Raw genomic sequence first — 12,085 nt, 5'->3', positions numbered from 1 at the left:
TTAAGTTGACACCAATGCGCTGCGTTGCACTTTGCGCTGGCTGGTAAGCGCCCATTCTCAATTCCTCCCACACTATTAGTGAGAAATTTGGGCAATACGGTTTGGGGAAAAGGAAAAGGTTTTGAGGCCAATGGATTTGATATAAATCAATATATAGGACTCATATTTGATTTGGTGAAAAAACTCAGTACAACTAAGGAATATGGATTAAATAAGATCCAGAATTATCACACCTGTGGCTTGGCAGTATAATTCCATTGGGGCAAATAATCATCAAACACAATTTTCATCGTTTGCTTGAAATCCCCTGTGACTTTGCGACCTGTTTTATATACCTGAGTCAAGATAGTTGTAAACACCTTCAGACCAGTTTGGGTCTTGGCATTTGCCATCAAGTTTTTAACCATTTCGACCGAATCGAAAATCACGCCCTGACAAACACGGGTCAGATGTGGAAACAGCCGATGCTCAATAGGGTTGTATTTGGAAGTGTAAGGGGGATAGTGAGCAATGCGGATTTCAATACCGAGTTCGTTGACCAAGGCTTGCAAATCTTGTTTGAACAAATATTGTCGGGAACTATTGCTGCCACCACCGTCACACATCAGGAGAATCGAACTCGCCGACCGATAATGCACCGCGCCATAGTTTTGCCACCAATAGCGAATGGAATCACAGGCAAATTCACCCGTATCATGGCTAGTACCAATCTGGATGTAACCAACGTTTTGTGTCAGGTCATACAAGCCATGTGGAATAGCCACTCCATCTGCCAGAGATTTCCAATCATGGTCGAATACCTCAATCTCTTCAGTTGTATACATTCGTCCCGGACGATACAACTTTCCAATCAATTCTTTTTTTTTGTATCCATGCTCAAAACCGGATTGCCTGCGGCCTGATAAGACACAATGATATGTGTTCAATGTTTTCAAACTGTTCATTGCGCTGTGGATGTTCCCCTGTTGCCAGCCGTTTCTGGGCTTTGCGTTTACGGTAGTGGTAACGTTCAAGCAGTTGGTCTACGACGGTGACACTAACACTGATTCCCTCCGCAGTCAAAAGCAGAGCGATTTCTTGTCGAGTTAGGTTAGTCCATTTCACTGTTTCATCCATTGGTGAGCCTGCCGTATATTCAGCAACTACTTTTAGAAATGCTGCATCTAGACCCTCGATAGTTTCAACCTTAGACTTGCGTCCTCCTCCACTGCGACGAATCTCACTCATGTTCATCGCTGTTTCATCTTCCAGTTCCTTCAACCCAAACCGAATGGTGTCGTCATCACACCCAAATAGTTGACTGATGTAGTTAATTCCCCCCCATCCCAGTTTTAGAGCTTCAATCGCTGCATAACGACGACGATCTTTCTCTGACAAGGACTGGTAAAGACGTTGCATTTTTGCTTCGACTTCGGATGAGTAGGAATTCATATTACACACAGGATACCTATAGATAACTTCAGCCTATCATTGCATCCTCAATTTCTGGATCTTATTAAATCCACGTTCCTAAGAAGCCCTCCAATACTGCTCAGGTTTTGGATTTTTAACTCGGAATTGGGTTTTGGGAAAAGGTTAAAGGGTAAAGGTTAAAGGTTTTTTCTTTCCCCTTCCCCCCGCCCCTTATCCCCAGAGGGGGCCCCACCTTCCCCTTTTCCCCAAAACCCGACAAGTATTGAGAAGCCCTCTTTCCTGTTGCCTGTAGCAAGATTGCCTATTGCCTGTCTACGCAAATTCGTTCAGAAATCAAAGCGGATTCCTATAGTCTGTTTGTAAGGGCCGGGATATTTAGCCAAAGCTTGCTCAAGTTCATCTAACATAATTCTTTCTTGAAACCTGGCTCTAAACCCAGCAACTTTAGTTTTAATTTATACTCTTAACCTGCTGCCTCCTAACTCCTGCTTTTTTGTAAATCATGAATGCTGATTGCTTAACCATTAAAGAACTCACTGATGCAGTAGGAGGCGGTTTAACTCCGCGGATGGTACGCCATTATCATCAATTGGGACTCCTACCGCAACCAGTGCGATCGCCTAGCAATTACCGTCTCTATACCAAAAAAGATATCCTCCGGTTGCAACGGATTGTAGCATTGAAGCAGCAAGGGTTTCAGCTAAACCACATCCGCAATATTTTGGAAGTTGAACCAGAGGCGGATACAACTGTTAACCTCATGGGACAACTCCAGCAACAATATCGGGCGGTGATGCAACAAATTTCTCAACTGCGGCAAACTGCATCAGCATTAGAAGGATTATTGGGGCGCGATCGCCATTGTCAAATTATCCAGGCGGAAGTTTTAGCACAACTGAAGTTACTGGATGTCGAAACCCAAGCCGGATTGGGGGGATTGGAAAATCTGTGGAGTGGCTTGGATGCCGAAATTCATACCCATTCAGAAGCTTTTACTGAATCGCTACAACGTTTACTACCTGATTTGTCTCACCGTTCAGAAATTGAACAACACCTAATTTCTCAGTTGGTTTTGGCTTGTGGCGATGTCAGTTTGGTGTCCTTTGTCAAATTGAGTCGAGGTGCGATCGCAGCTAGTCGAGCAGCTCTATCTTCAAGTTGTCAAATTGTTGTCGATACCCAAACGGTTGCTGCTGCTTTAGATCAAACCCGATTAGTTCACTTGGGATGCCGCATTGAAACCTTGATTGATAACCCTCATATTACCACCGCCACAGAAGCAGAACTCGCTTTTTGGCAACATCGACAATGGCGAGAAAAATTGCAGCAAGTAAGTCCGGGTTGTGTGCTGGTAGTCGGTTATGCTCCCTCAGTACTTGTAGAAATTTGTGAAGCAATCGCTAACCAGAAAATTCAGCCTGCACTAGTAATAGGAATGCCCATTGGCTTTAGCCATGCTCCCGCAGCCAAGCGACAACTGATGCAACAAGGGATACCTTATATTACAGTTGAAGGAACTTTGGGAGGTGGCGCTTTAGCTGCAACTGCCCTAAATGCTTTGGTGGAATCACTGATTGATAAGCCAGATTGTCATTGTTATCTCAATGAGTGCTGAACAATTGACAAAGATTTCTTGCTGTTTAAGGTAATACAGCATTTTGCATCTAAATGAAGTACATCTTTTACCCCCCTTAATCCCCCCTTGCAAATGGGGGAAACCGGAAATCCAGTTCCCTCCCCTTTGCAAGGGGAGGGTTAGGGTGGGGTATTTTTGTACTTCATTAACTTGCAATCTGCTGTAACCGTAATAAGTACAGTTGAGATGCGATCGCATTCATAACTTATCGGCATATACTTTAAAGAAATGTGACATTTAATTGCGCTATTGTAAAAGTCAGCTTTACATAAGTTCAGTTATGAGCCAGCCTGAATATACTACAGCCCAAGCAACAGCCCTGACTAACCACGATCGCAAACCTATTCACATACCTGGCTCTATTCAACCTCATGGTATTCTATTAGCACTCAGTACTCAGCTAGAGATACTGCAAGTTAGCAACAATACCCAAGCATATTTGGGCAAAGAGCCAGAAGATTTACTTGGTAAACCTTTGAGCTATTTACTTAACTCTTTGCAAGTGGAAACTGTTAAGCAGTGCTTGGTGAAAAAAATTGGCAGTGCTAATGCTTTTAAAGTATTAATAAATACCTTGCATGGTGAACGATACTTTGACGCTATTGCTCATCGTACAGAAGAGGCTGTGATTTTGGAGCTAGAACCGACTGACTCAAAATCGGAGTTGAGTTTCTTAAGCTTCCATACTTTGGCGGGTGAAGCGATCGCAAAAATGCAAAGCACATCCAATCTGATAGAATTTTTGCATTTGGTAGCTGAAGAAGTCCAAAAAATCATTGGTTTTGATCGGGTGATGGTCTATCAATTTGACCAGTCAGAAGCGGGTTCTGTTGTTGCAGAAGTCAAACGGGAAGATTTATCACCTTATTTAGGACTCCACTATCCCGCTACAGACATTCCGGCTCAGGCTAGGGAGTTATACACACGCTGCTTTCTCCGATTTCTCCCCGATTTGACTGCCGAACCTGTCAAACTAGTTCCAACGGAAAACCCGACAACACATCAGCATCTTGACTTAAGCTACTGTCTACTACGGAGTTTTGATTGGTGTTGTGCAGAATATCATCAAAACATGGGAGTAAAAGCTCTTTTGGTGATTTCGCTCATTCAAGAGCAGAAGCTTTGGGGATTAATATCCTGTCACCATCAAACACCAAAGTATATTTCTTACGAAGTCCGCAAGATGTGCGAATTTTTGGGACAAATCGTCTCTTCAGAATTAGCGCACAAAATTAGTCACTCAGAATGGGATTATAAGGTAAAACTCAAATCGCTACAGTCCGAGTTCCTTGAATCTATTTCCCAAGCAGACAATTTTATCGATGCTCTAATTAAACCTGAAATCCGCTTGCTCGATCTTGTTAGTGCCTCTGGAGCGGCAGTTTGTCTGGATAATGAAATTACTCTTGTGGGAACAACACCAAATATTGATGAAGTTCGGGCGCTCATTGAATGGGCGGATACCCAAGTTAGTGACAACTTGTTTTCCACTGATTCTCTGCCGAAGCTTTACCCAGAAGCGCTGAGATTTAAAGATACTGCGAGTGGTTTGCTGCTACTGCGGATTTCTAAAGTTCGCCGCTATTACATCCTTTGGTTTCGTCCTGAAGTTCTCCAAACGGTACACTGGGCAGGAAATCCACAGGAATCTATTCAAACCAAGGCAGATGGTAGCTATACCTTATCTCCACGAAAATCTTTTGAACAATGGCAAGAAACGGTTAGATTAACTTCTCTGCCTTGGAAAGCGTGTGAACTTGATAGTGCGATCGCTCTCAATAATGCGATCGTTGGTATTGTACTCTCAAAGGCAGATGAGTTAGCTAAAATCAACCTGGAGTTAGAGCGCAGCAATCAAGAACTAGCATCCTTTGCCTACGCCGCTTCCCATGATCTCAAGGAACCTTTGCGGGGAATTTATAACTTCTCGACAGTACTGCTAGAAGACTATGGTCAACTATTAGATGATGAAGGAATTGAGTGCTTGCAAACAGTAGTCTCATTGTCTGTACGCATGGAAACTCTCATTAATGCTTTGCTGCGACTCTCGCAGTTAGGACAAGCGCACCTGCGAGAGCAAGCAACTGATCTCAACGAATTACTCACCCAAGTAATTGAAGTCTTTCGTGCTAGTCGCCAAGACTCTGGGCTGATGGATATTCGCATTCCTCGGCCTTTACCAACAATTCGATGTGACCGAGTTCTCGTTAATGAAGTCTTCAGTAATTTGCTTAGTAATGCCTTCAAATACAACGATAAAGCGGAGCAATGGGTTGAGATTGGCTACTTAGATGAGGGACTGGCGACTAGGGACTGGCGACTAGGGAAGAGTTTTCTTAACCCAATCCCCAATCCCCAATCCCCAATCCCCAATCCCCAATCCCCAATTTTTTATATCCGCGATAACGGTATTGGAATTCCACAGCATCACCTAGAAACCATTTTTAGATTATTTAAGCGGCTTCATTCCCAGGAAAAATACGGTGGAGGAGCGGGTGCTGGACTAGCTATTGTTAAGAAGATTGTTGAGCTTCACAACGGTAAAATTTGGGTTGAATCTACCCTCGGCGTTGGCTCAATGTTCTATTTTACGCTGGAATAGTTTAAGATAATGACTAAATATGTATTTTTGTTAAGCTCTTTTAAGACCACGAATGACAAAAAAACTTCATGAACCGCTGCTCGTTGTTGAGGACAGCAATGAAGATTTTCGGATGCTGCAACGCCTCATGCGGCGCATGGCTGTCCAAAACCCCATACACCGTTGTACTAATGGAGATGAGGTTTTAGAGTTCCTCTATCAACAGGGGAAAGATGCCTACGCTAAGGGCGAAAACTTACCCAACTCTAAAGTAGCATTACGACCCTCTGTGATCTTGCTCGATCTCAATCTGCCAGGTATTGATGGCCGTGAGATTTTAGATCGGCTCAAGCAAGACAAGAGTTTCAAGGGAATTCCCATCGTTGTTTTTACCACATCATCTAACCCCAAGGATATTGAATTGTGCTACCAAAAGGGCGCAAATGGATATCTGGTAAAGCCGATGGATGCTCAGGAATTAAAAAAGACGATCCAGGCATTTGTGGACTACTGGCTTGAAGCCAATACGCCACCCGTCTTGGATTAATTTGTTTATTTTCTGCTGATGAGGCAGTAGGGACAATGGGATAACTAAGGAGACGGCTCAGAGGACACAGCGACATTTTCCTCTTTGAGTCACTGTGTCTGCTTGTCTCTGATATATGTGTTTTCCCCATTTTCCTGTTTTTTACCGATGCTCGACTGCTTGTATTGCTTTAGAATTACTAAAGAATTTAGATTTTATTTATACTTATTTTATATTATTTTTAGAATTATGCAATAAAAACACAATCTGGATAAAAGGGATCTATATGACTCCCTGATCCTCATAACCTTATGTTGGACATACGGACGCTACTCATCATCGATGATTGTGCCGCAGATCGAAAAATCTATCGTCGGTATCTTTTGAAAGATCCGCACCAGTCCTACCAGATTTTGGAGGCAGATTGTGCCGAAGATGGACTTGCTTTGTGCCGAAAAGTCCGCTGCGATGTCATTCTGCTGGATTTTTGCCTACCTGATATGAGTGGGTTAGAACTCTTCGATCAGATGCAGCAGGAGATATTTGAGACTTCTGTCCCCGTGATTATGTTGACAGGGCGTGGCGATGAAGAGGTTGCTGTGCAAGTAATGAAACGGGGTGCTTTGGATTATTTAGTCAAGCAACATTTGACACAGGATGTGCTGCAACTAGCAGTCCGCAATGCCATTAAGCAATCGTGCTTGCAAGCCCAACTCCAGAAAACTCAAGATAGACAGCGCCTAATTGCCACGACTGCTTTACGAATTCGCCAGTCTCTTAACTTAGAGCAAATTTTGAATACGGCTGTAGCCGAGGTACAGCAACTTCTGAAGTGCGATCGCGTTATGGTCTATCAGTTCGCCCCAGATGCAGACGGTAATATAGTTGCCTCATCAGTTGAATCATACCGCACTGTCGAATTGTGCGATCGCATTGGGGCGGGGACTGGTGAGCAGGGGAGCAGGGGAGCAGAGGAGCAGAGGAGCAGGGGAGAAGTTGCAGTAGGTCTTTCCCCTCTGCCCCTTTGCCCCTCTGCCCCTCTGCCTTTCAATTCCCAATCCCCAATCCCTTATATTTATGAACTTGGCTTGTGTAATTGTGTCAGCCTAAAAGAGCAATTTAATACTAAAGCAAATCTGGTGGTTCCGATTAATCTGAGTAATAATGGGAACCCAACGCCCAAGCTTTGGGGTTTATTGATTGCTCACCATAATTCTGGGGAACGACACTGGCAAACTGATGATGCCCAAATGCTCAATGAAGTATCAGTGCAACTAGCGATCGCTATTCAACAGGCGGAATTGTTAGCCCAAACTCAAGCAGCCCTTGCCAAAGAAAAGCAACTCAATGTATTTAAATCCCAAATCATTGCAACGGTTTCCCATGAGTATCGAACGCCGCTAACTTCTATTTTGGCTGCTGCATCAACTTTGGTAAAACATAGTCAGCAACTAGATGAGTCTAAACAACAGAGGTTTTTGGGAATCATTGAACAGAAAGCAAGGTATATGTCCAAACTTGTGGATAATATGCTTCTGGTTAACCAATTTGAACTAGAAAAACCCAAGTTTAAACCAATCCCACTCGATTTACTACATTTTTTCTCCGACCTCATAGAACAAGAGCGGGAAACAGCAGGCGATCGCCACGAATTGATTTTTAAAATTACTGGGAAAAACCAGGAATTTTGGGGCGATCGCGGACTTTTACAGCAAATTTTTATTAACTTAATATCCAATGCAATTAAGTACTCTCCAGATGGAGGTACTGTGGAATTCCACCTCATCACTAAAGAATCAGAAGTAATCTTTTACATCAAAGATCAGGGAATTGGTATCCCGATAGCAGATCAAGAAAATTTGTTTCAATCCTTCAGTCGTGGAAGTAACGTTGACACAATTCCTGGTACAGGCTTAGGGTTAGCGATCGCTAAAGGTTGTGTTGAGTTACATGGTGGTAATATTACCTTGTCTAGTGAAGTGGGGCAAGGAACTAAAGTTACAGTCAACTTACCGAAGGCATTCCCAATCAGGGCAAACACATCTAAACACTGACGAAATGATCGTTATTTTTATACATATCTGCGGCAGAAATTTATAGCGATCGCTCGAAAGCGACTAATGTCCATACTGGACTAAACATATTTTTTGAGTCTCTTCGTTTTTTTGCAAAATTGGGATGCTCACTAGGAATCTGGATTGATGCATTTGAGATCCTCACAGCCAAAAGCTTGAGTCATCATTGCAGATAGCTGTTGAGAAACTTGCCTATCAAAGTTGAGTTCTCGCATGATTTGGTCATAGGCATGTCCCTGCGTGATCCGCGCTGCCATTTGCTCAAACTCTAGCCAAGTCAAATCACTCTCAACAAATGCTTTCGCAAGGGTAATTATCAGTTCCTCATAATCATTGTCTTCCAGTTTCGTCATCATTCGGTGTTCAATTTGAAGTGAATCATCGAAACAGTAATACCAAGATTTTGGTTGCTGCTTAAGTACTCTTCGGAAAAAATCTTGCTGTTTCGAGCGATTAACAGCATGATCTGCTTCACTACATACCATTAAGATAGGGGCAGAAACACAGCCTTGAGCCTTTTCTAAAACCTGATATCCCAATTCAAGAAATATCCGTAATGCCTTAAGACGAAAACCTTTATAACCAAAATTACCAGGTGCATCTTTGTTAAACCATTCAAAGTAAATTGGCAAGATTTTTATAAGTAAATCGAATAGTGAGTAGCGGCTACCCAAATAAGGCGTGAACAATAAGGTGCAGTCAATCTCTTGAGGATGCTCTAAAGCTAACCAAGCAGCTAAAGTTCCACCAGTCGATAATCCACCAATCACAACTTCTTGACCTAACGTTTTTGCAATCTCTAACCATTTAATTACAAATTCTTGATAAATCTTAATATCTGTTGGCAGAGGTGGAGGGTTTTGATGCCTCCAGTCACCGGAGCGTCCATGACCAGGTAGTAAAGGAATTAAAACATTATATCCGGTGTTAAATAAGGCTTTACCGAGCGGCTCGAACTGGTAAGGGCCTGCTGTAAAACCATGCAAAAATAAAAAAACTTTTGATCTAAAGTCAGGGTGAATCAAAAATTTGGAACGACAGGCTTCATTCTTTAGACCCAGTGTAGATTCTAATTGGTGAACTTGCTCTAGAATTTCTGCTGTTTTTTGAATGCCAGTTTTCATTGATTCCCGGTCGTATTTACAGATATCAACTTATTTTATCAAACAGAATTCAGGAGTCAGAATTCAGCAATGTTTTCTGTATGACTGGCGGATGAATAATTGGGTTTAAGACCCCCACCAAATTGAAAATTGGGTGGTCTTCAATCAGTCGCGGGTCTGAATCCCCGACTGATAGCGTTCGCGAAGCGTCTCGTAGAGAGCGTCTTGATTCTGACTCCTGAATTCTGACTTCTGAATTCTTCTTCAAAAATTTTTTTCAAAAGACTTTTAGCCCTTTTATCAAGGGCAAAGTTGAAATCTTAACCAGTTTTAGCTGAGTCTGCGAACCTTACTTTTAATTCCCAGTTCACGCAGCGTCTTTGCAGGAGAAGGGGTTGACCTCTGTTCTTGTAGCGAGAATAGGTCGATATTAGTCAAAGGTGCAATCGTTGTCATCTGCTCCAACCCCTACCCTATGAGTAGATTGAGGGTAGGGAGTGCCGCGGTGCGTTTAAAAATAAATCTTGTGATTCTTAATCTCGAATTTCTATCTTGCTAATTAGCCATTCTTTGATTGTTTTCCCACAAGGTTCAGAACTTTGGCAATCACTGACGTTTTCTATCTGATAATACATTCGTACTTTTTTATTGACGTATTTCTCTGGTTCGCAAACATCAAATGTTGCACCGACACCTTCATGTAATTTATCATTTTCGTCGATAACAGTAACGTAACATTTTAAGTCTCCATTTTGCATCTCTTTGATAGTACCCAATGTCGGTTTATCGTTAGGAACTTCATTAGTTTTATTGTTTTTAATAGGTGTTTTTTCATTTGATGTTGAATTACTAGTTTTTTTGCTAGCTTCGATATTATCTATCTTTTCTTTATTTGCAGAAATAGATTCAGAATTAACTGGAGTACTTGTTGCAGTCTTTGCTTGATTAACTTGATTTTGTTGAGAAGCAGTATTGCCATCGCCACAACTTGCAATCAACATAGAACAAAGAATTAATGTAGTAGTGAAGATTGTTTTTTTCATTTTATGAATTTTCTATAAAATTTCTTTATTGATTACAATAATATGTATTGTCACTTATAAGTGACATCGTGGTATTTACTGTACATGCTCGGCGTTATCTGCGCTTTTTGTGCATTATTCGGTAAAGTGCTTAGAGAATGTATTTAGTCTAGTTAATGTGTATAAATTAATGCTTAATTAAGCCTTGATTACCAAATATTAATGCTTTGAGCATTAAATAAGTATTTAATAGAGTTTAGAAGCTGTAAGTATTGATTTTGTGTTATTTCAAGGTTTTCTCAACTTAAACAAACCATCTGACTGGACTTCCCACGACTGCGTAGCGCGGGTGCGAAAATTATTGCGCCTCAAACGTGTAGGACATGCGGGAACCTTAGATCCAGCCGCTACAGGGGTTTTACCGATCGCACTTGGTAAAGCCACAAGACTATTGCAATATCTCCCAGAAAACAAAGCTTACAAGGCTACGATTCGCCTGGGTGTGCGGACTACAACCGATGATTTAGAAGGTGAAATCATCAATTCTCAACCTTGTGCTGGATTGAGTTTGGCAGAGGTGAAAACTGTACTGGCACAATTTGAAGGCAAGATTGAGCAAATACCACCGAGTTACAGTGCAATTCAAGTAGATGGTAAACGCCTCTACGATTTAGCACGTAAAGGTGAAATAGTGGAAGTTCCAGTGCGGACAGTGGAAATTTTTCGCATAGAAATTTTGGACTGGAGAGAAGGAGATTTTCCCGAATTGGATGTTGCGATCGCATGTGGATCTGGTACATATATTAGAGCGATCGCTCGTGACTTAGGTGCAATCTTAAAAACCGGTGGCACTCTTGCGGCTTTAATCCGCACCCAAAGCAGTGGTTTCGATTTAACAGATAGTCTCACTTTGAGCGACTTAGAAACTAAACTGCAAGCCGGGACATTTCAACCTCTTGCCCCTGATGCAGCGTTACAACATTTGTTGTCTGTGAATTTACCAGCAACATCTGCTCAAAAATGGTGTCAAGGTCAGCGAGTTTCTCTAAATTCTGATATTACTGGGATGGTGCGAGTTTATGAAGAAGAGACTCGCTTTTTGGGTGTTGGAGAATTACAAGATGAAGTGTTAATTCCGCAAATGGTTTTTGAACCAATTTCTTGAAGAAGAATTCAGGAGTCAGAATGGGCTAAACCTTAGCTATCCGCTAACAGAATTCAGAATTTAGGAGTGGAGCCGGAGACGTTTCCGTTAGCTCCGGTAAGAATCAAGATGTTCTCTACGAGACATTGGGTGTAGCTAGCTTACTTTGTTAGCTGTAAGGGTACGCGGACTCGCTACCCTTGCACATAATTCAATTCTGACTCCTGACCCCTGAATTCTTTCTTGTTAAACCAATTTAATGTGAAGTTGCATATATCTTGATCCCTCTAAATCCCCCTTAAAAAGGGGGACTTTGATATGATATATGTTCTTCCGGTTCCCCCCCTTAATAACTACGGTGTACACACAAGTTGAATTACCCCCCTTAGTCCCCCCTTGGAAAGGGGGGAAAAAGAAATCTAGTTCCCTCCCCTTTGCAAGAGGTTGAAGAGAATCGTAATAAGCAAGAACATAAGGGGAAACACGAAAATCTAGTTCCCTCCCCTTTGCAAGAGGCTGGAGAGACTCGTAATAAGCAAGATCATCAGGGGAAACAATAAATTCTAGTTCCCTCCCCTTTACAAG

The 12,085-nt window shown here is 42.1% G+C and carries 10 protein-coding genes; 5 read left to right on the top strand and 5 right to left on the bottom strand.

Annotated features, from left to right (window positions below; translation table 11 throughout):
• Positions 1 to 227: 227 nt before the first annotated feature.
• Together A4S05_RS42735 and A4S05_RS42730 are read right to left on the bottom strand one after the other, a co-directional pair.
• On the bottom strand, positions 228 to 854 hold the full coding sequence (locus A4S05_RS42735) for an ISAzo13 family transposase (RefSeq protein WP_218107993.1): 627 nt from the start codon (positions 852 to 854) through the stop codon (positions 228 to 230).
• A 22-nt stretch (positions 855 to 876) separates the two neighbouring features.
• Positions 877 to 1,431: an ISAzo13-like element transposase-related protein gene (locus tag A4S05_RS42730; protein WP_218107992.1), complete on the bottom strand. Its 555-nt coding sequence runs from the start codon at positions 1,429 to 1,431 to the stop codon at positions 877 to 879.
• Between the two features lie 484 nt (positions 1,432 to 1,915).
• Here A4S05_RS42730 and A4S05_RS29050 point away from each other — a divergent pair, with 484 nt between their 5' ends.
• The 4 genes from A4S05_RS29050 (at position 1,916) to A4S05_RS29035 (ending at position 8,210) form a co-directional block, all read left to right on the top strand.
• Positions 1,916 to 3,028 (top strand): precorrin-8X methylmutase, encoded by a 1,113-nt coding sequence (locus A4S05_RS29050; RefSeq protein ID WP_069073250.1) that lies wholly within the window; start codon positions 1,916 to 1,918, stop codon positions 3,026 to 3,028.
• A 301-nt stretch (positions 3,029 to 3,329) separates the two neighbouring features.
• Positions 3,330 to 5,651 carry an ATP-binding protein gene (locus A4S05_RS29045; RefSeq protein ID WP_084227314.1) on the top strand — a complete coding sequence of 774 codons (2,322 nt, stop codon included), beginning with the start codon at positions 3,330 to 3,332 and terminating at the stop codon, positions 5,649 to 5,651.
• 52 nt (positions 5,652 to 5,703) lie between these two features.
• Positions 5,704 to 6,177: a response regulator gene (locus A4S05_RS29040; RefSeq protein ID WP_069073249.1), complete on the top strand. Its 474-nt coding sequence runs from the start codon at positions 5,704 to 5,706 to the stop codon at positions 6,175 to 6,177.
• A 290-nt stretch (positions 6,178 to 6,467) separates the two neighbouring features.
• A complete protein-coding gene (locus tag A4S05_RS29035) occupies positions 6,468 to 8,210 on the top strand; it encodes a hybrid sensor histidine kinase/response regulator (RefSeq protein WP_069073248.1) in 1,743 nt (580 codons plus the stop codon).
• 131 nt (positions 8,211 to 8,341) lie between these two features.
• On the opposite strand, the gene A4S05_RS29030 is transcribed toward A4S05_RS29035, so the two are convergent.
• Both A4S05_RS29030 and A4S05_RS29025 read right to left on the bottom strand, forming a co-directional pair.
• Complete coding sequence (locus tag A4S05_RS29030; protein WP_069073247.1) at positions 8,342 to 9,355, bottom strand: alpha/beta hydrolase; 1,014 nt, start codon at positions 9,353 to 9,355, stop codon at positions 8,342 to 8,344.
• A 512-nt stretch (positions 9,356 to 9,867) separates the two neighbouring features.
• Positions 9,868 to 10,377 carry a hypothetical protein gene (locus tag A4S05_RS29025; RefSeq protein ID WP_069073246.1) on the bottom strand — a complete coding sequence of 170 codons (510 nt, stop codon included), beginning with the start codon at positions 10,375 to 10,377 and terminating at the stop codon, positions 9,868 to 9,870.
• 259 nt (positions 10,378 to 10,636) lie between these two features.
• On the opposite strand from A4S05_RS29025, the gene truB reads away from it, so the two are divergent.
• Positions 10,637 to 11,521, top strand: a complete 885-nt coding sequence (gene truB / locus A4S05_RS29020) for a tRNA pseudouridine(55) synthase TruB (RefSeq protein ID WP_069073245.1) — start codon at positions 10,637 to 10,639, stop codon at positions 11,519 to 11,521.
• A gap of 225 nt (positions 11,522 to 11,746) precedes the next feature.
• Here the strand turns inward: truB and A4S05_RS42725 are convergent.
• A partial coding sequence (locus tag A4S05_RS42725) for a hypothetical protein (RefSeq protein WP_218107991.1) occupies positions 11,747 to 12,085 on the bottom strand: 339 nt, incomplete at its 5' end.

The organism is Nostoc sp. KVJ20, assembly GCF_001712795.1.
Lineage (GTDB): Bacteria > Cyanobacteriota > Cyanobacteriia > Cyanobacteriales > Nostocaceae > Nostoc.
The sequence above is the reverse complement of the archived record's forward strand: the minus strand, read 5'-3'. Positions and strand labels throughout refer to the sequence as shown.

Coding starts and splice junctions, on each gene's coding strand:
- A4S05_RS29030 (WP_069073247.1), bottom strand. CDS start 9,355: ATGAAAACTGGCATTCAAAAAACAGCAGAAATTCTAGAGCAAGTTCAC.
- A4S05_RS42730 (WP_218107992.1), bottom strand. CDS start 1,431: ATGAATTCCTACTCATCCGAAGTCGAAGCAAAAATGCAACGTCTTTAC.
- A4S05_RS29050 (WP_069073250.1), top strand. CDS start 1,916: ATGAATGCTGATTGCTTAACCATTAAAGAACTCACTGATGCAGTAGGA.
- A4S05_RS29035 (WP_069073248.1), top strand. CDS start 6,468: ATGTTGGACATACGGACGCTACTCATCATCGATGATTGTGCCGCAGAT.
- A4S05_RS29040 (WP_069073249.1), top strand. CDS start 5,704: ATGACAAAAAAACTTCATGAACCGCTGCTCGTTGTTGAGGACAGCAAT.
- A4S05_RS29025 (WP_069073246.1), bottom strand. CDS start 10,377: ATGAAAAAAACAATCTTCACTACTACATTAATTCTTTGTTCTATGTTG.
- A4S05_RS29045 (WP_084227314.1), top strand. CDS start 3,330: ATGAGCCAGCCTGAATATACTACAGCCCAAGCAACAGCCCTGACTAAC.